Below are 22385 nucleotides of genomic sequence, written 5' to 3'. Positions count from 1 at the left end.
CCGCCCATACCCAGCGTAAAAAGGTCACTTTCAGCTATGTTTAATATAGCGATCGACGGATTGGATTACGCCCGGCGCTGACGCCACAGCAGCACCAGCGTGCTGCCAATCACCGCGCTGAAGACCACAAACGACCAGTTGGCGATGGTGCCGCCCAGAAAAGTCCAGTCCACGGCGCTGCAATCGCCGCTGCCTTTGAAAATCATCGGCAGCGCCCGCTTGAGCGGGAAGTTTTCGATCATTCCGTAAAAGTCGCGCCCGCAGCTGACCACCTCGGGCGGGTACCACTGCAGCCAGCTCTGCCGCGCGGCCGTGAAGGCGCCAAAACCCGCCATCAGCACCACCAGCACGCCGCCCGCCGTGTGAACGCCGCGCCGGCTGCTCAGCGCGATGGCGGCCGCGAACAGCATGACCCCGATGAGCGCATAGCGCTGCACGATGCACATCGGGCACGGATGCAGCCCGACCACCAGTTGCAGGTAGCCAATGCCATAGACCAGCAATGCCAGGCAGGTGGCCGCGACGGCGGCGAAAAAAAGGCGGGGTTCGGAGAACAGGCGGTTCAGCAGCGAAGAGAGCATCAGGCTTCCACAAAGACGCGGGCCTTGCGTGGCGTCAACACCAGCGTTTCGCCGTCCTTCAGGCCCAGATCCCTGAATTGTTGCGCACTCAGGTGCGCCTCGATCAGTTCAGGACTGCCCGATGGAGTGCCGCCGGCGTGGATTAGTTCCAGCCGGGCGATCGGGCCGACCACAATGGCCCGCTCCAGTGTCGCCACCAGGCCGCTCGCGCCCGGCGTGTAGCGGTTAACTTCCAGGTCATGCGGGCGAACGTAGGCGAACGCCTTCGCGTCCTGCGCCTCGTGGTGCTCGGGCGCGTGCAGGCGGATGCCGTGGTGGTCTTCACCGATCAACACCTCGCCCTCGTGTGCGCGGCCGTGGAACAGGTTCACGTCGCCGAGGAATCCGTAGACGAAGGGGCTGGCCGGGTGGTCCCACACATCCTGCGGCGAGCCGACCTGCTCGATCACGCCGTGGTTCATCAGCACCACGCGGTCGGCCACTTCCAGGGCCTCTTCCTGGTCGTGGGTGACGAAGATGGAGGTGACATGCAGCTCATCGTGCAGGCGGCGCAGCCAGCGGCGCAGTTCCTTGCGCACCTTGGCGTCCAGCGCGCCAAAGGGTTCGTCCAGCAGCAGCACCTTGGGCTCCACCGCCAGCGCCCGCGCCAGGGCGATGCGCTGGCGCTGGCCGCCCGACAGCTGCGACGGATACCGGTCGGCGATCCAGTCCAGTTGCACCAGCTTGAGCAGCTCGGTCACCTTCTGTTTGATCTGCGCCTCGCCCGGGCGCTGGCCGCGCGGCTTCATGCGCAGACCGAACGCCACGTTGTCGAACACCGTCATGTGGCGAAACAGCGCGTAGTGCTGGAACACAAAACCCACGTTGCGCTCGCGCACATGCACGTCGGTGGTGTCCTCGCCGCTGAACAGGATGCTGCCGGTGTCGGGCGTTTCCAGGCCGGCAATGATGCGCAGCAGCGTGGTCTTGCCGCAGCCCGACGGGCCCAGCAGCGCCAGCAGTTCGCCGGAGTCGATGTCGAGGTTGACGTTCTTCAGCGCGTGGAAGCTGCCGAAATGCTTGTTCACGTCACGGATCTGGATGCTCATGGAATCAGCTCTCTGAAAGGAATTCAGGCGGCGGCCGGTCGTGCCACCGGCTCGGGCACCGCCGGACGCTCGGGCGGCAGTTCGGCGGCGGCCCGGCGGTCGCGCTCGAAGCGCCACTCCACCACACTCTTGATCGCCAGCGTCAGCACCGCCAGCAGCGCCAGCAGCGAAGCCACGGCGAAGGCGGCCACCGACTGGTACTCGTTGTAGAGCACTTCCACGTGCAGCGGCATGGTGTTGGTCTGGCCCCGGATGTGGCCCGACACCACCGACACCGCGCCGAATTCGCCCATCGCCCGGGCGTTGCACAGGATCACGCCGTAGACCAGCCCCCACTTGATGTTGGGCAGCGTCACGTGCCAGAAGGTCTGCCAGCCGGTGGCGCCCAGCACGATGGCGGCCTGCTCGTCGTCGGTGCCCTGTGCCTGCATCAGCGGGATCAGCTCACGCGCGATGAACGGGAAGGTCACGAACACGGTGGCCAGGATGATGCCGGGCACGGCGAACACGATCTTGATGTCGTGCTGCGCCAGCCATGGGCCCAGCCAGCCCTGGGCGCCGAACACCAGCACATAGATCAGGCCCGCCACCACCGGCGAGACGGAAAACGGCAGGTCGATCAGCGTGGTCAGAAAGGACTTGCCCCGGAACTCGAACTTGGCAATCGCCCAGGCGGCCGCCACGCCGAACACCAGGTTCATCGGCACCGCGACGGCGGCGGTGATCAGCGTCAGCCGGATCGCGGCCCAGGCATCGGGCTCCTTCAGCGCCTCCCAATAGGCGGCCACGCCTTTGCGCAGCGCCTCGGTGAAGACGGCGGCCAGCGGCAGCACCAGAAACAGGGCCATGAACACCAGCGCCAGGGAGGTGAGCGTCCAGCGGATCCACGGCGCCTCGGTGGTGCCGCGGCGGGACGAGCGCAAAGAGGTGTTGCTCATGCCATTGCTCCCGCGGAGCGCTTGCGCTGCCAGCCCTGCAGGCCGTTGATGACCAGCAGCAGGATGAAGGAGATCACCAGCATGACCGAGGCCACCGCGGTGGCGCCGGCGTAGTCGTACTGCTCCAGCTTGCCGATGATGATCAGCGGCGTGATCTCGGACACCATGGGCATGTTGCCGGCAATGAAGATCACCGAGCCGTATTCCCCCACCGCGCGGGCAAACGCCATCGCAAAACCGGTCAGCAGCGCGGGCGCGATGCTCGGAAAGATCACATGGCGGAAGGTCTGCCAGCGCGTGGCGCCCAGGCAGGTGGCGGCTTCTTCGAGCTCTTTTTCGGTGTCTTCCAGCACCGGCTGCACCGTGCGCACCACAAACGGCAGACCGATGAAGATCAGCGCGATCACCACGCCGTTGGGGTTGAAGGCGAGCTGGATGCCGTAAGGCTCAAAGAACTGCCCCACCCAGCCGTTGCCGGCCAGCAGCGCCGTCAGCGAGATGCCGGCCACGGCGGTGGGCAGCGCAAACGGCAGGTCCACCAGCGCATCGACAAACTTCTTGCCCGGAAACGGATAGCGCACCAGCACCCAGGCCACCAGCAGGCCAAATACCACGTTGACCAGCGCCGCAATCAGCGATGCGCCGAACGTGAGCCGGTACGAGGCCATCACCCGGGGCGAGGTCACCGCGTCCCAGAATTGCGGCCAGGTGAGTGTCAGTGTCTTGAGCACCAGCGCCGATAGCGGAATCAGCACGATCAGGCTCAGGTACAGCACCGCAAAGCCCAGCGTGAGGTTGAAGCCGGGCAGCACCCGGGCGCTGGCGCGGCGCGCGCCGGCCCCGGCGGCCGGCAGCGGCAGCGCCGTCACAGAAGCGGACATGGTTTATTTGCCCTGGGTGTAGAGCTTGTCGAACTGGCCGCCGTCGTTGAAGTGCACTTTCTGTGCCTCGGCCAGCGAGCCGAAATACTGCTCCACGGTGAACAGCTTGATCGGCTTGAACGCCGCAGCGTATTTCTTCAGCACCGCCTCGTTGCGGGGGCGGATGTTGTGTCTGGCGGCGATGTCCTGCCCCTCGGGGCTGTAGAGGAAGTTCAGGTAGGCCCGCGCCGCGTCGCCGGAGCCCTTCTTGGCCGCGGTGCGCTCGACCACCGCGACCGGGTTCTCGGCCACGATGGACGCGCTGGGGTGGATGGCGTCCACCTTGCCGGCGCCGAATTCGTTGTCCACCGACACCACTTCGGACTCGAAGGTCACCAGCACATCGCCGATGTTGCGCTGCAAAAAGATGCCGGTGGCATCGCGCCCGCCGCGCGCCAGCACCGGCACGTTCTTGTAGAGCTTGCTGACGAACTCCGCCGCCTGCGCGTCGGTGCCGCCCTTGGCCCGCACCGAACCCCAGGCCGCCAGATAGGCCATGCGGCCGTTGCCGCCGGTCTTGGGGTTCACCACAATGACCTGCACGCCGGGCTTGACCAGGTCGTCCCAGTCCTTGATGCCCTTGGGGTTGCCGTTGCGCACCAGGAACAGCATGGTCGAGGTGGTGGGCGCGGCGTTGTTGGGGAATTTCTGGCGCCAGTCCTTGGCCACCACCCCCTTTTCGGCCAGGAAGTCGACGTCGGTGGTGGTGTTCATGGTCACCACATCGGCGTCCAGCCCGTCGGCCACCGCGCGGGCCTGCGCACTGGAGCCGCCGTGCGACTGGTCGATCTTGATGTCCTTGCCGGTGGTTTTCTTCACATGGGCCACGTAGGCGGCGTTGAAGTCCTTGTAGAACTCGCGCGCCACGTCATACGAGGCATTGAGGAGCGTGGAGGTTTGCGCGGAGGCCAGCGTCGCGGTGGACAGGGCCAGCGCGGCCAGGGTGAGGCGGAGGGCAGGTTGGATCATGAACAGGTTCCCGGTAACAGCGTGAGGGTGAGTCGAATGCGGCGGATTCTGGAACCGGTCCGTCAGATCACAAACGAATAAATAGTTGTTTGTTAATTCGTTTTTGACATTAAAGATCCCTGCCAGCCAACTATCGGTGCGAACGGCGACCTTGAAAGGGTTTTCATTCACTCCCGAAACAATAGCTAGAAATCACCTTTTTACGGTGGGTATGGCCGAAAAAGACGAAAAAAAGCCGCCTCACGGGCGGCTGGAGGGCGGTGGGCGGGGTGTTCAGCTCACAAAGGCGCGCTCGATGACAAAATCACCCGGTGTGGTGGTGCTGCCTTCGGCGAAGTCCCGCCGCTCGCACAGGGATTTCAGGTCGCGCAGCATCTCGGGGCTGCCGCAGATCATCACGCGGTCTTCGAGCGGGCTGAGTTCGGGGATGCCAAACGCCTTGGCGATGGTGCCGTTTTCCAGCAGCGTGGGAATACGCCCCTGGTTGCGGAACGGCTCGCGCGTCACCGTGGGGTAGTACAGCAGCTGCTTGCTGACCATCTCGCCCAGGAACTCGTGCTGGGGCAGCTCCTTCGTGATGTAGTCGTGGTAGGCCAGCTCGTTGACCTGGCGCACGCCGTGAATCAGCACCACCTGCTGGAATTTTTCGTAGGTTTCCGGGTCGCGGATGATGCTCATGTACGGTGCCAGCCCGGTTCCGGTGCCCAGCAGGTACAGCCGCTTGGCTGGCAGCAGGTAGTCGATCAGCAGCGTGCCGGTGGGTTTTTTGCCGACGATGATGGTGTCACCCGGCTGGATGTGCTGCAGGCGGGACGTCAGCGGACCGTTTTGCACCTTGATGGACAGGAACTCCATCGTCTCTTCATAGTTGGCGCTGGCAATGCTGTAGGCGCGCAACAAAGGCTTGCCGTCAACCCGCAGGCCGATCATCGTGAAATGCCCGTTGGAAAACCGCAGCCCGGGATCCCGGGTGGTGGTGAAGGAAAACAGGCGGTCAGTCCAGTGGTGAACCGTCAGGACTTTTTCTTCGTGAAAGGCGCTCATTCGGGGTTGTTGGCGGCATACACCGGCACTGCACAAACGGCGCCGGGCAGAGGTCAGTTCGGGAGTTGACAAGAGCCGCGATTCTAAAGGGGCCCGATCTGACAGGCTTGACACAAATCAATCGGTGTCGGCCCGGTTTCGGGTTTCGGCGGTGCCTATTTTCGAGCGACAAAGATCTGGTCAAACACCGCGCCATCGACAAAGTGGACCTTGGTGGCCTGCTCCCATCCGCCAAAGGCGTCCTCGATGCGGAACAGGTTCAGTTTGGGCAGTTGTTTGGCGTATTTCGCCTGGGCCTTGGCCGAGATCGGGCGGTAGAAATGTTTGCCGATCAGGTCCTGCGCTTCCTCGGTGTAGAGGTATTTCAGGTACTCCTCGGCCACGGCGCGGGTGCCCTTCTTGTCCACGTTCTTGTCGACCACCGTCACGGCGGGCTCGGCCAGGATGGACAGCGACGGGTAGATGAAGTCCACCTTGCTGCCGAATTCCTTCTCCAGCAGATACGCCTCGTTCTCCCAGCTGATGAACACATCGCCCTGGTTGCGCTGGGCAAAGGTCACCGACGAGCCGCGGGCGCCGGTGTCCAGCACCGGCACGTTGCCATACAGCCTGGTGATGAACTCTTTGGCCTTGGCATCGCCGCCGTATTTGCGTTTGGCGAATTCCCAGGCGGCCAGGTAGTTCCAGCGGGCGCCGCCCGAAGTCTTGGGGTTGGGCGTGATGACCTTGACGTCCGGGCGGACCAGATCGTCCCAATCCTTGATGCCCTTGGGGTTGCCTTGGCGAACCACCAGCACGATGGTGGAGGTGTAGGGCGAGCTGTTGTGGGGCAGGCGCTTTTGCCAGTCTTTGGGAATCCAGTTGCCGTTGGCGTGCAGCGCGTCGGTGTCGCCGGCCAGCGCGAGCGTGGCCACGTCGGCGTCCAGCCCTTCGATGATCGAACGCGCCTGCTTGCCCGAGCCGCCGTGCGACTGTTTGATGGTCACGTCCTGGCCGGTCTTGGCCTTCCAGTGCTTCTGGAACGCCGCGTTGTATTCAACGTACAGCTCGCGGGTAGGATCGTAGGAAACATTGAGCAAGGTCACGGCGTTTTGCGCCGAAGCGCTCCAGGCCGTCCCTGCGAGGGCGAGGGCCAGGGAAAGCTTGCTAAAGTGTCGGCGGGTTTGCATGGTCGGATTCCCTTGAGAGTTGAAAAGTACCGTTTGATGGACAACGGAACGGAGTCTGATGGCGAGCCGTAAAAACTGGAACTACTGTTTTTTCAGTTCCAAATAACCGAATCATCTAAAGAACTGCCTCTGGAGGCGCACATGGCCCGTACCGTCAACTGCATCAAACTCGGCAAGGAAGCCGAAGGTCTGGACTTTCCGCCCTACCCGGGGGACCTGGGCAAACGCATCTGGGAAAGTGTGAGCAAGGAGGCCTGGGCGGCCTGGCTGAAGCACCAGACCATGCTGGTCAATGAAAACCGCCTCAATCTGGCCGACCTGCGCGCCCGCCAATACCTGGCCCGCCAGATGGAAAAGCACTTTTTCGGCGAAGGCGCGGACCAGGCCGCCGGTTACGTCCCGCCAACGCCCTGACCGGGCGGTCCCTGTGGCCTGATGGCGCCCGCGCGCACGCCATGGCGGGTGCCGGGCGCGGCTACCGGCCAGGCAGACAGGGCCGGCAGAGCCCTCTGGCAACCTGAGTGAACCCTTCAATCCACTCCCCGGTGCACTGGCTGCCCGACGGCACGCCGCACAACCCGCGCTTCAACGACCGCTACCGCGGCGACGGCGACGACGGGCGCGGCGGCCTTCTGCAGGCCCGCCACGTCTTTCTGGAGGGTTGCGCGCTGCCCCATGCCTGGCGCGGGGCACCGCGCTGGACGATTCTGGAAACCGGCTTTGGCCTGGGCCTGAACTTCCTGGCCACCTGGCAGGCCTGGCGCGACGATCCGCACGCCCCGCGCCATTTGCATTACGTGGCCATAGAAGCCTGGCCACCGGCCGCCGATGACCTGCAACGCAGCGTGGCACCCTACCCCGAACTCGGCCCACTGGCGCAGCAACTGGCCGCGCGCTGGGCCGGCCTCCTGCCCGGCTTTCATCACCTGGCCTTTGACAACGACCGGGTGCGGCTGACGCTGTGCATCGGCGAGGTGCGCGCCATGCTGCGCGAGTTGCGCTTCGAGGCCGATGCCGTGTTTCTGGACGGCTTCACCCCCGCGCTGAATCCCGACATGTGGGACATCCCCACGCTGAAAGCCGTGAGTCACCTGTGCCGGCGCGGCACCCGGGTGGCCACCTGGACCGTTGCCCGCAGCGTGCGCGACGGCCTGGCGCAAAACGGCTTTGTGGTGGAAAAAGCGCCCGGCCTGCCGCCCAAGCGCGACTGCCTGCGCGCCACCTGGGACCCGGCCTGGACCCCGCGCCGCCCCGAGCCCGCACCCGTGGCGCCCTGGCCTGGGGTCGACCGACGCGCCCTCGTCATCGGCGCCGGCCTGGCGGGCGCCTCAGTGGCGTACAGCCTGGCGCAGCGCGGCTGGCAGGTCACGGTGCTGGACCGCGCTGGCACCCCCGCGGCAGGGGCCTCCGGCCTGCCGGCCGGCGTGGTGGCGCCCCATGTCTCGCCCGACGACCGGCTGCTCTCGCAGCTCAGCCGCAGCGGCGTGATGGCCACGCTGGCCCGTGCCGCCGAGTTGCTGCCCGAAGGACACGGCTGGGCCGCCAGCGGCGTGCTGGAGCGCCGTCTGAAAGACAGCCGAGAACTGCCCGACGCCTGGCTGGCGCCCGCTTCGCCCGGCCACGCCTGGAGCCGGGCCGCCGATGCCGCACAGCGCAGCGCTGCCGCCCTGAGCGACGGCAGCCCCGCCCACTGGCACGCCCGCGCCGGCTGGGTGCGCGCGCCCGCACTGGTGGCCGCCATGCTGGCCGCCCCCGGCATCACCTGGCACGGCCATGCGGCCGTGGCAACGCTGCGGCAGGACACCGCTCAGGCCGAAGGTGAACATGTCGATGCCGGCGGCTGGACGGCCCTGGCCGCCGATGGCACCGTGCTGGCCCAGGCGCCGGTGGTCGTCGTGGCGGCCGGCTTTGAAAGCCTGGAGCTGCTGGCCAGCACCGACGCGCCCGCGCTGCCGCTCAACCCGCTGCGCGGCCAGTTGTTGTACGGCCCCATGCCCGAGGCGCCGCACCCGTTGCCGCCCTTCCCGGTCAACGGGCTGGGCAACTTCATCACCGGGGTGCCGGTGGACGGCACGCCGAGCTGGGTACTGGGCTCCAGCTTCGAGCGCGGCTGCCGCGAGCCCGTGCTGCGCGACGCCGACACGGCCGAGGTGGCCGCCAAGCTCGCCGCCTTGCTGCCTGAGAGCGCCCGGGCCCTGGCGCCGCAGATTGCCAGCGGTGCCGCCCGGGCCTGGGCGGCCGTGCGCTGCACCGTGCCCGACCGCCTGCCCGTGGTCGGCGCGCCCGATGCCACCGCCCTGCCCGGCCTCTTCGTCAGCACCGGCATGGGCGCGCGCGGCATGACCCTGGCGGTGTTGTGCGGCGAGCTGCTTGCGACGCAGCTCGACGGTGAGCCGTTGCCCGTGCCCTTGCGACAGGCGCGTGCGCTGGCGCCGCAGCGCTTGCTGAAGACCGCCTGAACCACTCCTGAACTCATAGCTGCCGATGACCATTCTGCGCTGGCAAGTGGCATAAAACACCACAAAATCACCTCTGAAATGCCCTCCAGGATGCCGCGAACAGGCCGCGCCGCCTAGCCTGGGCCCCAGAACACGCCCGCCCACTGCCACAGCGCAAACCCGGCCAGCAGCGCACCCGACAGAACATTGATCCGCCGCCGCCAGGCCGCGCTGAAATGGTGGCGCCAGCGGCCCACGACGGTGGTCAGGCCCAGCCACCAGAGCGCCGAGCCCAGCCACACGCCCGCCACCATGGGGGCGGCGCTCAGGTGCTGCGTGCCGCCGCCGGCCATGGCGGCAAAGACTGCGATGAACGAGACGATGGTGGCCGGGTTGGACAACGTGAGCACAAAGGTGCCCGCAAAACAGCGCAGCAGGTCCGAGCGGCTGGGCAGCGCGGCAGCCTCCGTGGCGACGGGTTGGGTCACCGTGCGCCAGGCCATCCACAGCAGCATCGCGCCACCGCCAAGGGCCAGCGCATCACGGGCGCCCACCAGCCTGTGGATCACCTGCGTCACGCCGAACGCGCCGATGGCGCCGTACACCGCGTCGGCGCAGGCCGCGCCCAGCCCGGTGGCCAGTCCGGCCAGGCGCCCTTGGTCCAGGGTGCGGTTGATGGTGAGCAGGCCGATCGGGCCCACGGGTGCGGCAATCAGCAGGCCCACGGCCAGCGCCTTGGCAAAGAGGATGAACACATCGTTGGTCATGCCTGAATGCTAGGGGCTTGCCGGCCGCAGGACCATGCCGGAATTCAGGCCAACGGCATCGGTTGCAAGAAAATGGCAGGCGTTTGTTGATTCGCGGAGAAAACCCATGTTGCAACTCGATGACAAAGCCTGGCGCCTGCTGCAAGCCCTGCAGGCCGACGGACGCCAGCCGCTGAAGGCGCTGGCGCAGGTGGCGGGTCTCTCACTGCCGGCCACGGCCGAGCGCATCAAACGGCTGGAAGAAGCCGGTGTCATCACTGGCATGCACGCCGAGGTGTCGCCCGCCGCGCTGGGCTACGGCGTGCGCGCGGTGGTGGGCATCAACGTGCCGCAGCCGGGCAAGCGCCAGCTGATCGAGCGACTCACGCAGATGCCGGAGGTGCTGGAGTGCCACCACGTGAGCGGCGCGGACTCGTACCTGATGACCGTCGTGGCCACCGACCTGGTGCATCTGGAAACGCTGATCGCGTCGATCAACATCTATGGCGAGACGCGCACGTCGATCGTGTTCTCGACGCCGATTCCACGGCGGGGGGTGGGGAGGCCGGGCGCCGGCCTGGCCGAATCTCCGGCCTCCTGACCCCTCAAAGGACGGATCAGGAGGCAATGCCGTTGCGGCTATTTGCGCGGCGACGGTGTGGAAGGCCGGGGTGATGTCTGACCATCAACATACGCGTCGAGCAGGCGGCGAATCATGCGCTGGTACTGCGTGTGGTGCTTCGAGGCCTCGGACTTGAAGAAATCGATGCTCTTCTTGCTCAAAGCCAAAGTGACTTTCACGCCTTCTTCGCGAAAGGCCAATTCCGCCGGCGACGGAAGGAAGTCCGGAACCACCTGCACATCGCCGAGTGGCTCATCGCTGTAGTTGATGCCTGTCGCGGCGCCACGTCGGCGGCTGCTGCCAGGCACCTGCCCCGAGACGCCACTACCTTGCGTTTTCGCGTTCATAAATCGCCTTTCCTTTGCGCCAGTATCCGGCGCCGATGATTCGAATGACCGAAGCCCGGTAGGTAAACCGCACGGTCAGCACGCCACCATCCACCGCGTCAAAACAATAAAACCGCTCTTCGGTGTGGCTGTGTGTCTCATCCCTGGCGATGACACGCCGGGGATCCGCGAAGGCGTATTGGGCCCGGGAAAAAGCAACACCGTGCTTCAACTGATTCTGGTTGTCCTTGTCAGGGTCCCAGTCAAAGCGAGCTTTTGCCATGGGCACAGCCTAGCATAAACCCATATTTGAAGCCATACACCGATATGGCTATCCAGAGGCGCCGATCCCGCGACCGCTCACCGCTTCAGCGCGCCCTTGCCCCCAGGATGCGCTCGCGGAACGCGCGGGCGCTGGCGCCGCAACGGCTGCTCAGGGAACGCTGAATCACTCTGCAAAAAATAGCGCTGGATGACCTTTTTGCGCTGGGTATGTGCTAATCGAACACATAAACGGTCCCGGCGAAGCGCCCCCTCAGCCCGCGACCGGCGAACAGAGCTCGACCAGCGTGCCGTCTGGACAGCGGACGTACGAAACCACCTGCCCCCACGGCTTGGACTCGGGCGCTTGCAAGGCGGTGGCACCGGTAGCCAGCGCCCGGGCATGGGCAGCGGCGACGTCGGACGTCACCAGTGCGATCTCCATTCCCAGCGGCAAGCGCGACTCGCTGGCTGCGACAAAACCGTCCGGAAAATGGGCGCGGCCAAGGGCTAGTGACGCAAACGCCAGGGTGGTCTCTCCCGTGGCCAGTTCGCCATAGTCGCCGCCTTCGTGCAGAAACCGCCGCGACAGCCCGAACGCCTGCTCAAAAAACGCCAGCGACGCCGCGACGCCGCGACGTCGGGCACGTAGATGATGGTGTAGCCGAGTTTCATAATAAATTGGCGATCTCTAAGCGGGTTGCGTCGACGCCCGATGCTCGCGTCGGGAGTCACCGTATTCAGATTCACCCTAGCGAATCTAAGCAGAAGGACGAAAAAATGTCACTGCAATCGGGCCTGATACGGTCGCAACGAGAAGAATTCCAACAAAAATGAGCGTTGTCACGAGGTTCAAGTCTGCAATTTCAGCCTTGCACTTTTCAGAGGCGCCAAAATTCTCGAGAAAGTTGTTTATTCCGCTGGACGGTGGACAAACAGCAAATACAATTATCGGGGGAATCAGTACAGCAGCCAGGTCATCACGAACCGAGAAAATCGACATAATAAATATCGCGGTAATCGCTGAGATCCACCGAGGTGCATAAAAAATTATTACCGACCGGAGAATGCTCCCCACGGAGGACGACCCGATCGTCGTAATCATGAACACGTAAGTCAGCGAGAGGTACATAAGAACCGCGGATCGGCCCGCGTGGCTCGGTTCCAAGAAGGTCGCAACCTGAGATTTCAGATTCGCCGGAACAGCCCAACTTAAAATCACTATTGCCATTACTGCCAACGGTGGTGCTCCAATGTCCTTGGCTACACTCTTTATTGAGTCAACAAGATCCGCTTGATTTTTCTTGTTCCGATACCAAAGAAGGGTTGGCACTGCAAACATCAGCCAGGCCAGAATCATTACATCCATTTGAATAAATGCTTCAATAATACGCTTTCGTTGATCATCAGAGAATATAGGCCAGGCACTGATGACGGAGATCAATGCAAATCCACGATTTCCCCCGCCAAAGGTTGTTGAAGCTATCGTCAGAAAATCAGAACTTTCTGATCTTTCGAAACCACGCACCATAAAAGCAATTCCCGTCACAAACAGAAGTAGCACCATGCCGACAAGAAAGTACACGATATTCGGTGTGTGTCGCGAAAAAGTTTCAGCAGCCAGCACTATCAGGAATAGCCACGCCATTCTGTTGACTGCTTTTGGCACCAAATCACCGGGAAAATTCCGACGCAGCATGACGCCACTGGCAAGTGCCAGCGAAAACACGGCTAAGAACTGCTTATCCATCCTGTGCAATCTGATTGAAGTTTCTAATTCCGGTTGGGCCGGCTGATCCAACTAAGCTGTGCATCCGCCCAGGCCGTGCCGGCCAGCGCCCGGAACGAAACTATGGCCAACGGGTGCCCCACACGCCTGCGATTCGCCTCCGAGACTCGCGCCCAGCCTGACGATCGACATGGGCCTATTGTGTGCCTGATAGATTCGCAACGCCGCTGTTTTTCCGGCACATTCGGGACGGCGACCAGTACCGCGGTGGCAACTACTTCCTTTGGGATGGCGGAAAACGACCCATTTCCAAGGTTTATCGGTCGCAAGGTCGGTTTTCCTGCCGAACCGTACCGGTACTGTCCTTGGCATCGTGCGAACGCCCTTGGGCCTGCCCATTCGTTTTCCCCTTGCCGCGGGACCGCTGCCCCCCCCCCGTCGGGTGCATGACAGCCAGACGACAAATTGGCGCATATGCAACAGGCATCGCTGGATTTAGCCCTCAACCCTAAATTTCTTCCGGGCAGCCCCCTAGATTGGGCTCTGAGCAGGATCGCTCGCTACCTGAAGGATTGCCATGAACCCGTGCAGATTTTCAGAACTTGTCCTGGCGGCCAGCCTGGTGTGGGCCGCCAACACGTGGGCCATGACCCCACAGCCGCTGGCTGCAGGCGCGGCGCCACGTCCGCAGACGACCCAGGTCGATGGGGTGGCGCTCCAACTCAACGGGGCCGGGGTACGACGGCACCCCGCCGGGGACTTGTACGCGGCGGCGCTTTATCTGGAAAACCGGCAAACCGCTGCAGAGGCCGCGGTGGGCGACCCGGGCGCCAAACGGCTGTCGGTCACCGCGCTGCGCGCGCTCAACGCCACCGAGATCGGCGAACTGCTCTCGGCTGGCCTTACCGACAATTCCGGCAACGAAGCGTTGGCGGATCTGGTGGCCGAGGTCTTTGCGCTGGGCAGCCTGATTGCCGAGACCGGCCGCCTGCAGCCCGGCGACGGGTTCCAGATCGACTGGAGCCCCAAGGCCGGCACGACCCTTACAGTGCAGCGAGCCGGGGCGGACGCGCCCGCCACCAGGGTGTTTGCCTCGCCCAAGCTGATGCCCGCCATGATGCGTATCTGGCTGGGCCCGAATCCCGCCGACGGTCGACTCAAGGCGGATTTGCTGGGTCTTTGAGCCGACAGCGCCCCGAAGAAGGCGGCAAACGCGCCCCACCTCATCCCGCGCGGGCCGGCGGAGCGCCCCCTCAGCCCGCGACCGGCGAACAGAGCTCGACCAGCGTGCCGTCCGGACAGCGGACGTACGAAACCACCTGCCCCCACGGCTTGGACTCGGGCGCTTGCAAGGCGGTGGCACCGGCAGCCAGCGCCCGGGCATAGGCAGCGGCAACGTCGGACGTCACCAGTGCGATCTCCATTCCCAGCGGCAAGCGCGACTCGCTGGCCGCGACAAAACCGTCCGGAAAATGGGCGCGGCCCAGGGCCAGTGACGCAAACGCCAGGGTGGTCTCTCCCGTGGCCAGTTCGCCATAGTCGCCGCCTTCGTGCAGAAACCGCCGCGACAGCCCGAACGCCTGCTCAAAAAACGCCAGCGACGCCGCGACGTCGGGCACGTAGATGATGGTGTAGCCGAGTTTCATGGGAGCGCAGGACCCTAGTCCAGAACTCCCGACCCGCCGCGCGACGCCGACGCTCCTGATGGCGAGGCGCCCTGCGGGCTGTGGGAGGGCGCCGCCGCCGGCGGAGCGGTCGGCGCGTTCATGGGCGGCATGTCCAGCGTGCTGCCGCTGGCGACGGCCGGGGGCGTCCATCGGGCGATCTCCCGTTGCATGAATTGCCGGTGACCCTCCGGACGGGAGCGTTCATCGCGCACCGCCGTGCCCGAAGCATGCTGCAGGTTCGCCAGGACCGCATCGCCGCGCGCAGCGCTGCGGATGGCCTCGTTGATTCGCGCGATGCGGTCGGGCGGTGTGCCCTTGGGCGCATACAGTCCGAACCAGTTCGACGCCGGTGGCTCCGGCTGGCCCAGCCGCTTCAGGCGTCCGGCAGCGATCTGCGCGTCGGCACCGGTCGCTTCGATGCACATGAAGTCGGTCTGGCCGCTCATCAGATCAATCAGCGCGGGTCCGGTGCCCCGGTAATGCACGATGTCGCGTGCGGCGATCCCCGCGGCGCGAATGACCATCAGTGTGCACACATGGGACAACGAGCCCGGCCCCGGCGATGCGGGCACCGGGGTGTCCTGTCGCGCCAGCTCCGCCACGCTGCGCGCGGTGAGGCCCGGTTTGCCGACGACGATCAGCGGGACTTCGGCAAACACCCCCAACGGTTCGAGGATTTGGAGCGGGTCGAAGCTGGTGGAACGGATCAGCCCGGGGTACAGCGCCAGAGTGCCCTGATGCATCAGCACCGTGTGGCCATCGGGTGGCGACTGGGACACCTTGTGTGTTGCGACCAGACCACTCGCCCCGGGCAGGTTTTCGACCACCACGGGGCTCCCCAGCGCGGCGGACAACCCGGGCGCCAGGGCACGGGTCGCCAGATCGGAAACCCCGCCAGCCGGGTACGGAACCACAATCCGAACCGGCCCGGACGGAAACTGCGCGTGGGAAGCGCCGCAAGCCAGCCACAGCGGCAACGCCAGACCGAACACGGCAACCAGAAAACGCGGCATGTCTAGCGCCCTCCCATGAGTGGCCGACACTCGGCAACGAGTTCACCACCGTTGAATTGCCCATCCAGCGGCCAGACGGACTGCCCGCCGTCGAAGCAGGCATTCCAGTGCACCCGCATTGGCCTTGTCTCGCCCATGACGGTGATGGCCGATTCGCTGTTGGCGCGGACGCTGCCGGCGCCGAACTTTTGCTTCCGGCAGGACACGACACCGTCTCCGGCACTGTCCACGCAGTAGGTGTATCGGACCATCTCGTTGCAGCTGTTCTTGAGCACCGCGCTTTCACTGCTGATGCCGCCGCTCCAGACCTTGCCGACGGTCAGGCAGTGGCTGGCGCCCCAGCCGCCGGGTCTGACCGGACGGGTCGGATTGGCCGGGTTTGGGGCGGGCTCGGCAGCTTGAGGCGCGGGCGCGGGCGCGGGTGCGGGCGCGCTGGAGCAACTGCGGTTCATCGCCTGCAGGGTCGAGCGCCAGAGATCGACCGATCCGGCCGCACCCCGAGCACCTGCGCACTCGCCCTGGTAGAGCGCAATCTTCCGGCAGGTCGTTTCCACCAGACCAAGCCGCGCCTGATCGAGCGCAACGGCCTTGCGATAGCAGGCGTCCGACAGCGCTGCGTCCGTCTGGGCAAACGCCCCCGTCACCGCACCCGGGCCAGCGAGTATTGCGAGCCCCCAACTGGTCAAGTGGCCTCTGAAGCGTGTTCGGGCTGAGTGTGTCAACCGCATGTCTGATCTCCGACAAATGCATTCATGGAATCACCGCAAGGCTCCCCGGGGTTTTGACTTTAGCAGCGATCTGCGCCGGGCAGCCCCGCGCGGGCCCAAGGGGCCAATGGGCCCGTGTCACGGCCGCGCGGCCTGCCGCTCGGCTTTGGTCAGCACCTGTGGCGTCACGATCGGCGTCTGGCCGTCTTCCTCGAAGAAGGGCGATGGCGCGGATTTGCCGGTGAGTTTGCCCTTCGCGATGAACGGCATCACCGACGCCATGGCCTTCAGGTTGAACTTGTCGGCGGTGCCGGCCGGCGGCGTCCCGGTGGCGAAGCGGCCCATGATGCGGCTGCGCACCGGGCCCAGGGTTGCATCCAGCGCCAGGGACGGGTTGGCCGTGTACACCCCGCGCAAGAAACCCGCCCACGGCATCCCGGGCCGGGTGTTGGCCACCGGCGTATTGCAGCAGCGCGTGAAAAACCGGTAGGTTCCCCCGGGCGACAGCCGCACACAGGCCAACTGCTCGCGCCCGCTGAGGATCTCGACATCGGCCGGATAGGCCGGAATCACCTCCGTGCCGCCGTTGGCGTCCAGCAGGTCGCGGCGCCCAAGGTGGCGCAGATAGGTCTGGCAGTCATCGCAATAACACACCAGCCGCCCCGGCGTGCCGCCCGGAAACGCCTTGAGCCGGGCGCGAAACAGCCCGCATTGACACTGAATCTCGGTTGCCATGGTGTTTGCCTTTCTGCCGCGTCGGCGGCCTGCCGCGAGAGATCAAGTTGCCCTCGGCATTCTCGATCAAGGTGATCTGGACAAAACGACCGAACCCGGATGACCGGATTCGTCCGCATCATTCATGCCGGAAATTCTTTTCGCAGAACCCGCAGCAGTTTATGCCCGCGCGCTCTCATGGCAGGGGTGCCGGTGGCGGCCAACTCGGCGAGGTGCCGGGTGATATCGGGCAGAAAGCGCCGGCCGGCGGGCCGTGATTTTCTCGATGGCATCCGCGCAACGCATGCGCAAGACCGGATCGGGGGCTTCGATGCCCTCAAAAAGAACCGCGAGCCATTCCGGATGCGCCAGAACCGCCTGCACGGCCCGCCCGGCGTGACCGATGGACCGACGGTCGCCGCCGGAGAGGGATTGCAGCAGCGGGTGCATCGCGTTGCCACCAAGGTTTCAGTCGCCCGGCGCCTGCCTCAGCCCCGCATGGCGCGGGTGGCCCACAGCGGCAGCACGAACAGGGTCAGGAACACCGTGTTGAGCACCGCGTTCTGCCAGAAACCGGACAGCAGCGAATAGGCGGTGTCCGGCAAGTACCAGGCCGTGATCGACAGCGTAATCAGGGTCCAGCCTTCGGCGCGGCCCCGGGCGAACAGGACCCGTACGGCGTACAGCATCGCCGTGCCCCAGCCCACCATCAGGCCCCCGATGACCGCGTGGGTAAGGCCGACATACCGTACGGCGGTGTCACCGAAGGCGTCAATCCCGGCCGTATCGGCGTAGACCAGCAGTGAAAACCCTTGCCGCGCAAGGCCCGGCGCCAGCACCAGCAGCAAGCCGAAGGCGATGACCCCCACCGCCACCGCCTGCAACCAGCGTACCCAGAAACTGGACGGAACGATTTCTGCGGGCATGGACGATTCTCCGTTACGTCTTGGGGTCTGGATGAATATATTGCCAGATTTTCTATTGGAGGGTGCGACCGCGCGATTGGATAAACAACCACAGCGATAATCGCGATTTATTCTCCAATGCAGCATCCAGACAATAGCCGGCATGAATCCGTTTGGCTGGTTCCTCATCCGTCTCGTTGGTCGCTGCGGCTATCAGCTGCACCGCTTCTTCCACAGTAAATCCTGATTTCAAAGTGGCGGTTACGGACCTGACTAAATTAAAGTTGAAATTTCCTTCGCCGGTTGATGCCACGGCAAATATCGAGGAGGCATCTTCCACGGAGTAGCCGCACTCTTTGATATACGGAACCACATCTTCTTCCCAGAACGCACCGAACGGCTTATTGGGTGCGCTGACGATGGAAACATAGCCCAACTGAAACGGCACACCGGGGGTTGCGTCATGGAGAAGCCCGATATTGGAGTTCAGAAAAAAAGTGCCAAGCACCCTTGGCTCAAAATTCACCCGAACGATGTCGAGCAGTGTTTGCAGAAATTCCGATGGCCGATCGAATTGACCGGATACTTGAAAGTTGGTCTTGCCGTACGCCTCATCGTACCGAACCACACCGTCTTCACCGACGGGGCTTAACTCGTGCTCTCTGGATAATTCGAACAACTCATATAAGCCCTGCATGACCTCCTGCAATTTCTGATTGAAGCGTGCGGGGTTTTTGATATTCATGGGAATTTATAATGAGTCTGCCCGGTGCGCAGGCCCCGTAGATTCCATGTCGGCACGAACCACAATAGAGTCCACCTCAGATGCCGGGAAATTGACTGCAGGCGCTTCCCACGAATCCTATATGTCGGTTAGTTCCTTGCCGTTCGGGGGGAGTCCATATAGGAATTCTTAGATTTCGTCCTCATAGCATGTGCACGCGACAGATTTTCGAAAGACATCCCAGCTTTAGGCGCATTTCCGGGTGCGCGGTCGCGCGCGGCGGGCGAGGCGTGCCTGGCGCCACGAGTTTGACACTGACATTCTGAACCCGAAACGCGTCGCCGAGAGGGGCCGCGATGCGATACTCCTTCTGCCATTCGAACGACCTCGGTTTACGCATAACGATGCGCTCCGGTAGCGCCCAATCCACGATGGGCGGTTCATGCCACTCGTAGTAGCGAACGGGTCCGTACACGAGTTCCTTCGCGTTAATTCGCTTCCTCAAAGCGAGGCAGTTCCGTACTCGGCCAAGGAACTTCCCATGATCAAGTATCTCCACCGCCATTTCCGCTTTGAACCGCGCACCAATATCTGGCGAAAGTTCCGTGCTCATGCAATAGACAAAGATGTCGTCCTCCTTCGCTGTGGCTTCCATGCGATGGGGTAAGTCCAAAACGGCACCAGTGCTTACGAGGTTCACCTGCAGCCCCTCAAGAGGTTTATGCACTAGCGTACCCTCATGCTCGTCCGCTCGAACGCCACTATCCTCGTAGTCTCGAAAATAAGAGAGGGCGCGGAAGAGAACCTCCCCATGCGCCACGAAGGCCTGCCCGTTTGTCTTGGAGAAGTACCGAACGAGTGGGGGCATTGATGAAACCTAACGAGGCTGTGCAAAAACCCCAAATTCAGCCACCGGCTTGTATGGGATTGCGGTGATTTTGCCGATCATGGCCTCGTTTCCTCCTGATCTCGTTTGCGGTGGAGCGGCCCGCCCCAAGGGGCTGTGACCCGTCCGGTGGCGAGCATTCTGGCACCAATACTGCCCGACTTTCCACCCTGCTTCTTCATCGGCATCTTCATATTCATCTCGCGCCCGGCCAGCTTCTCGATGTTGTGCACCAGGCAGTACAGCCGCCACTGCGTGCCCACCTTGTGCTGCCCACGCAGCGTGAAGCGGTTCAACCGCTGGTTATGCCGGATGTTGCCAAACGCCGGCTCCACCGTGCCGACCCGCGACTGGCTCCATTGCGGCGATCACGGAGTGGCTCCGATATGCCGGTCGGTGACGTACCGGGGCGAGTCCCGTCGATTGATGGGATAGTCCGCACCCGCTACGCAGCCAAGAGTGAGCACCTTGGAATGGCAGCCAACGCCTCTTTGCGAGCCTCTTTGGCGAAAGCGGTGTCATATGCAGCTTGCCCACGCAGCCACCAACCGTCACACGCCGGCCTTGCTGCCGTTTGCATGTCCTGACGAACTATCAATAACCATAGCAAAAAATGACCATTTCACGCTGGGTATGGACCACTTTTGCCCTGAATCGCCCTCTGCCAGCCCGCGGGGGCCCTGATCTGGCGTCCGCTCCCCTGGGGGTGTGCCGTCTACGCTTCCAAAGCGAAATCATGGACCAGGATATGGATCAGCACGGGCCCGGACAACGCCCGGTTGCGAAAGCCGGTGGGCGTGACCCGTCTTTCTGCGGCGTAACACAGGCCCGCTTGCTGTGAATGGCGCAGCACCACGTTGGCGGCGTGCGCGACGGGGGCGACGACAGCGGCTGTGTAGTCATGCCGGATCAGGAGGCCGCTGATCGTGTCGAAACGGAAATGCTGGGTCGGGCAGTGGGTGGGAATGTGCGCCGGAAACTCCGCCTTCAGGTGGCCCGCCTCCAGCTCGCTCCAGGTGATGTCAGGATTCAAGAGCAAGCGGGGCAGCGTGAAGTAGTTCCAGAACGCATAACAGGCGAACCAGGCCATATCCATGTCGTCCCACCAGAACGTCCGCCGGCCAAAGGGGAAGAACATTCGCGCCGATTCACGTTGGGCCATCACCGCCCCCGAGGCGTCCTCCAACCGCACGTCCTGCCCATCCAACACGCCGGTGACATCGGGCCGGCGACCGATCGGCGTCAGGCGGCAGAACGGGCGATGAATGTCACACTCGACAAGGGCGCGCTCGAACGCGGGCCGCCGTTTCAAGGTGAAGGCCAGACCGTTGGCACTGACCACGGCGCGCACCCGCTTGCTGCCAAGCCATCGTTCAGCGCCGCCATAGGCATCAATGGCCAATCTGGCGGTGTGGCTCAGGGAGTTCATTCCTGTGACCTCGTCGGCCAGCCGCCGACCGGATTGACCGGGGACCGCGCACACGCTTCCATGGGGCCCACCTTCACGGACGTTTGCGCATTCGCCCCGCCAGGCTCGACCCAGGCGCCGATCTGTCAGGACAATGCGGGCCATGAGAAACCTCTGCACCCTTGCTCCTGCTCAATAGGCGGCGCCACAAGGCCACTGTTCCCACAAAAAGCATATAGGGCAAGAAGAGGACAACAACCTCGGCGCCCGCGAACGGCGCCACAACTTTTTCCACAACCTCAGCATCGGCGAGAGCACAGACCAAGGCCAGCCACATACCAACGATGGCTATTCCAACAGAAGACCAAAGCGCTGATCCTGAAACTAGCTCGAACTGAACCCCGCCAAATAGGAATGGCCCCAAGAGAAAGGCCGGCACTCCCAGAGCAAAGAGCAACGCAACGACGCAGCCGAGGACTCGATATTGAAGTGACTCAGACATGAGCGTTAACGCCAAGTTCAGTGGTGCCCGGAACGGAGTGCCGACTTGCGCAATAAAATGTGCGCAGCACATTCCGCAAGAAGGCCGCAGTGTAGGGCATCCACTGCAACGCCTTGTTATGCGTTTTTACCTTTATGTCTCTCTAAAATATCTGCGCGTTCTTTGCGGGCTCGTAGAAATCCTTTAACGAACTCGATATTTTCTTTGAGATGTTCGTCTGAATTTGCTTGTGCCAAATTAATTAGATGCTCGACTTCTTCTTCCTCGACCAAGTTAGACCATAGAAGCTGGTCAATGATGCCGAAGCCCCAAGCTCGAATACCGGGGTCACTGTCTGTCAATAACTCTGGAACCCAAGGTAATACTCTACGATCTGCTGCAACTCTTAGTAGCTCAACGGCCATTCGGCGATTTTCGAAATTTTCATCTGTCTTGTAGATTTCATAGCAATACTCCATCGCGCTGATAGGATGAATTTGCCAAATCACGCACCTAGCTAGCTCAGCACCTGGGCCGCCATTAATGTAGTAATTTACAGCCTCTCGAATATTGTCAGGCCCAATGAGTAGTTCGATAGCTCGCTGTGCAAATATGTTTGATCCAGATTCCTGGCCGTTCTTGATAGCGCCTACTTCTTTAGCGAGTTCTTCCCAATTAATCATTCGTGACTCTCTGAATGCATAACGTAATGTACCTCCCGCAGATTCTGCCGGATAAGTTGGGCTGTGCGGGATATTCTGGACACTGAATCCTCCTGAAAGTTGTTCTGCATCAACGGGTTGCCCTCTTGATGCTGTGTATTCGTACACGTATAACTCAGGCATGAAACCCGTCACACCTGCTCTTCGTTCCACCCGCTTGCTCGACCAGGTCCGCGAGCGCACTCGGTTTTCGCCTCGGTGCCCTCAGACGCCAGAAAGCGCACCCGCACTGGGTGCCGTTTTCCATCCGCTGGACACGCTGGCGGCGGCCTGACGGGCCTGTTTTGGGGCCAGCGAAAGCCCCGAGAATCATCAAAAACAATAGCT

At 63.2% G+C, this 22385-nt stretch carries 27 protein-coding genes and 2 pseudogenes; 5 read left to right on the top strand and 24 right to left on the bottom strand.

What is annotated here, in order from left to right; translation table 11 throughout:
- Nucleotides 1–65: 65 nt before the first annotated feature.
- The 7 genes from AC2EBU_RS03215 to AC2EBU_RS03185 form a co-directional block, all read right to left on the bottom strand.
- Entirely contained in the window at nucleotides 66–581 is a 516-nt protein-coding gene (locus AC2EBU_RS03215; protein WP_484608938.1) for a disulfide bond formation protein B, read from the bottom strand.
- Nucleotides 581–1669 (bottom strand): sulfate/molybdate ABC transporter ATP-binding protein, encoded by a 1089-nt coding sequence (locus AC2EBU_RS03210; protein WP_484608937.1) that lies wholly within the window; start codon nucleotides 1667–1669, stop codon nucleotides 581–583. Before AC2EBU_RS03210 ends, AC2EBU_RS03215 begins: the two co-directional genes overlap by 1 nt.
- Before the next feature lie 23 nt (nucleotides 1670–1692).
- Entirely contained in the window at nucleotides 1693–2607 is a 915-nt protein-coding gene (gene cysW / locus AC2EBU_RS03205) for a sulfate ABC transporter permease subunit CysW (RefSeq protein WP_484608936.1), read from the bottom strand.
- Nucleotides 2604–3488, bottom strand: coding sequence for a sulfate ABC transporter permease subunit CysT (gene cysT, locus AC2EBU_RS03200; protein WP_484608935.1), 885 nt, complete (start codon nucleotides 3486–3488; stop codon nucleotides 2604–2606). The genes cysW and cysT overlap by 4 nt, the downstream gene beginning before the upstream one ends.
- Nucleotides 3489–3491: 3 nt before the next feature.
- Nucleotides 3492–4496, bottom strand: coding sequence for a sulfate ABC transporter substrate-binding protein (locus AC2EBU_RS03195; protein WP_484608934.1), 1005 nt, complete (start codon nucleotides 4494–4496; stop codon nucleotides 3492–3494).
- A 273-nt stretch (nucleotides 4497–4769) separates the two neighbouring features.
- Entirely contained in the window at nucleotides 4770–5540 is a 771-nt protein-coding gene (locus AC2EBU_RS03190) for a ferredoxin--NADP reductase (RefSeq protein WP_484608933.1), read from the bottom strand.
- A 155-nt stretch (nucleotides 5541–5695) separates the two neighbouring features.
- A complete protein-coding gene (locus AC2EBU_RS03185) occupies nucleotides 5696–6709 on the bottom strand; it encodes a sulfate ABC transporter substrate-binding protein (protein ID WP_484608932.1) in 1014 nt (337 codons plus the stop codon).
- Nucleotides 6710–6850: 141 nt separating this feature from the next.
- Between AC2EBU_RS03185 and AC2EBU_RS03180 the strand changes: the two genes are divergently transcribed.
- Entirely contained in the window at nucleotides 6851–7123 is a 273-nt protein-coding gene (locus AC2EBU_RS03180; RefSeq protein WP_484608931.1) for an oxidative damage protection protein, read from the top strand.
- Between the two features lie 107 nt (nucleotides 7124–7230).
- Nucleotides 7231–9168: a bifunctional tRNA (5-methylaminomethyl-2-thiouridine)(34)-methyltransferase MnmC2/FAD-dependent 5-carboxymethylaminomethyl-2-thiouridine(34) oxidoreductase MnmC1 gene (mnmC, locus tag AC2EBU_RS03175; RefSeq protein ID WP_484608930.1), complete on the top strand. Its 1938-nt coding sequence runs from the start codon at nucleotides 7231–7233 to the stop codon at nucleotides 9166–9168.
- Nucleotides 9169–9281: 113 nt separating this feature from the next.
- On the opposite strand, the gene AC2EBU_RS03170 is transcribed toward mnmC, so the two are convergent.
- Nucleotides 9282–9914 (bottom strand): LysE family translocator, encoded by a 633-nt coding sequence (locus tag AC2EBU_RS03170; RefSeq protein ID WP_484608929.1) that lies wholly within the window; start codon nucleotides 9912–9914, stop codon nucleotides 9282–9284.
- 106 nt (nucleotides 9915–10020) lie between these two features.
- Between AC2EBU_RS03170 and AC2EBU_RS03165 the strand changes: the two genes are divergently transcribed.
- On the top strand, nucleotides 10021–10494 hold the full coding sequence (locus tag AC2EBU_RS03165; protein ID WP_484608928.1) for an Lrp/AsnC family transcriptional regulator: 474 nt from the start codon (nucleotides 10021–10023) through the stop codon (nucleotides 10492–10494).
- A gap of 38 nt (nucleotides 10495–10532) precedes the next feature.
- On the opposite strand, the gene AC2EBU_RS03160 is transcribed toward AC2EBU_RS03165, so the two are convergent.
- The 4 genes and pseudogenes from AC2EBU_RS03160 to AC2EBU_RS03145 form a co-directional block, all read right to left on the bottom strand.
- Nucleotides 10533–10862, bottom strand: coding sequence for a hypothetical protein (locus AC2EBU_RS03160; RefSeq protein ID WP_484608927.1), 330 nt, complete (start codon nucleotides 10860–10862; stop codon nucleotides 10533–10535).
- Complete coding sequence (locus AC2EBU_RS03155; RefSeq protein ID WP_484608926.1) at nucleotides 10840–11124, bottom strand: BrnT family toxin; 285 nt, start codon at nucleotides 11122–11124, stop codon at nucleotides 10840–10842. Before AC2EBU_RS03155 ends, AC2EBU_RS03160 begins: the two co-directional genes overlap by 23 nt.
- Nucleotides 11125–11376: 252 nt before the next feature.
- Nucleotides 11377–11777, bottom strand: a pseudogene (locus AC2EBU_RS03150) (VOC family protein).
- Nucleotides 11778–11862: 85 nt separating this feature from the next.
- On the bottom strand, nucleotides 11863–12852 hold the full coding sequence (locus AC2EBU_RS03145) for a hypothetical protein (RefSeq protein WP_484608925.1): 990 nt from the start codon (nucleotides 12850–12852) through the stop codon (nucleotides 11863–11865).
- Between the two features lie 556 nt (nucleotides 12853–13408).
- Here AC2EBU_RS03145 and AC2EBU_RS03140 point away from each other — a divergent pair.
- On the top strand, nucleotides 13409–14014 hold the full coding sequence (locus AC2EBU_RS03140) for a chalcone isomerase family protein (protein ID WP_484608924.1): 606 nt from the start codon (nucleotides 13409–13411) through the stop codon (nucleotides 14012–14014).
- A 70-nt stretch (nucleotides 14015–14084) separates the two neighbouring features.
- Here the strand turns inward: AC2EBU_RS03140 and AC2EBU_RS03135 are convergent, their stop codons facing one another.
- The 12 genes and pseudogenes from AC2EBU_RS03135 to AC2EBU_RS03080 form a co-directional block, all read right to left on the bottom strand.
- Nucleotides 14085–14477 carry a VOC family protein gene (locus AC2EBU_RS03135; RefSeq protein ID WP_484608923.1) on the bottom strand — a complete coding sequence of 131 codons (393 nt, stop codon included), beginning with the start codon at nucleotides 14475–14477 and terminating at the stop codon, nucleotides 14085–14087.
- A 14-nt stretch (nucleotides 14478–14491) separates the two neighbouring features.
- A complete protein-coding gene (locus AC2EBU_RS03130) occupies nucleotides 14492–15511 on the bottom strand; it encodes a Bug family tripartite tricarboxylate transporter substrate binding protein (RefSeq protein WP_484608922.1) in 1020 nt (339 codons plus the stop codon).
- Nucleotides 15512–15513: 2 nt separating this feature from the next.
- On the bottom strand, nucleotides 15514–16239 hold the full coding sequence (locus AC2EBU_RS03125) for a hypothetical protein (protein ID WP_484608921.1): 726 nt from the start codon (nucleotides 16237–16239) through the stop codon (nucleotides 15514–15516).
- Between the two features lie 117 nt (nucleotides 16240–16356).
- On the bottom strand, nucleotides 16357–16953 hold the full coding sequence (locus AC2EBU_RS03120) for a DUF6151 family protein (protein WP_484608920.1): 597 nt from the start codon (nucleotides 16951–16953) through the stop codon (nucleotides 16357–16359).
- 159 nt (nucleotides 16954–17112) lie between these two features.
- On the bottom strand, nucleotides 17113–17382 hold the full coding sequence (locus AC2EBU_RS03115; RefSeq protein WP_484608919.1) for a hypothetical protein: 270 nt from the start codon (nucleotides 17380–17382) through the stop codon (nucleotides 17113–17115).
- Nucleotides 17383–17420: 38 nt separating this feature from the next.
- Nucleotides 17421–17858, bottom strand: a complete 438-nt coding sequence (locus AC2EBU_RS03110; RefSeq protein ID WP_484608918.1) for a hypothetical protein — start codon at nucleotides 17856–17858, stop codon at nucleotides 17421–17423.
- Nucleotides 17859–17910: 52 nt separating this feature from the next.
- Nucleotides 17911–18582, bottom strand: a complete 672-nt coding sequence (locus AC2EBU_RS03105) for a hypothetical protein (protein ID WP_484608917.1) — start codon at nucleotides 18580–18582, stop codon at nucleotides 17911–17913.
- 181 nt (nucleotides 18583–18763) lie between these two features.
- On the bottom strand, nucleotides 18764–19216 hold the full coding sequence (locus AC2EBU_RS03100; RefSeq protein ID WP_484608916.1) for a hypothetical protein: 453 nt from the start codon (nucleotides 19214–19216) through the stop codon (nucleotides 18764–18766).
- A 290-nt stretch (nucleotides 19217–19506) separates the two neighbouring features.
- Nucleotides 19507–19788 (bottom strand): annotated as a pseudogene (locus AC2EBU_RS03095) (transposase); the annotation flags it as partial.
- Nucleotides 19789–20162: 374 nt separating this feature from the next.
- Complete coding sequence (locus AC2EBU_RS03090; protein WP_484608915.1) at nucleotides 20163–20876, bottom strand: hypothetical protein; 714 nt, start codon at nucleotides 20874–20876, stop codon at nucleotides 20163–20165.
- On the bottom strand, nucleotides 20873–20998 hold the full coding sequence (locus AC2EBU_RS03085) for a DUF6855 family protein (RefSeq protein ID WP_484610101.1): 126 nt from the start codon (nucleotides 20996–20998) through the stop codon (nucleotides 20873–20875). The genes AC2EBU_RS03090 and AC2EBU_RS03085 overlap by 4 nt, the downstream gene beginning before the upstream one ends.
- 475 nt (nucleotides 20999–21473) lie before the next feature.
- Entirely contained in the window at nucleotides 21474–22181 is a 708-nt protein-coding gene (locus AC2EBU_RS03080; RefSeq protein ID WP_484608914.1) for a HEAT repeat domain-containing protein, read from the bottom strand.
- Between AC2EBU_RS03080 and AC2EBU_RS03075 the strand changes: the two genes are divergently transcribed.
- Nucleotides 22180–22332, top strand: coding sequence for a hypothetical protein (locus AC2EBU_RS03075; RefSeq protein WP_484608913.1), 153 nt, complete (start codon nucleotides 22180–22182; stop codon nucleotides 22330–22332). The genes AC2EBU_RS03080 and AC2EBU_RS03075 overlap by 2 nt on opposite strands.
- Nucleotides 22333–22385: the final 53 nt, after the last annotated feature.

It is taken from the genome of Curvibacter sp. T50, from assembly GCF_057219955.1.
This window is presented reverse-complemented; position numbering and strand designations above follow the sequence as displayed.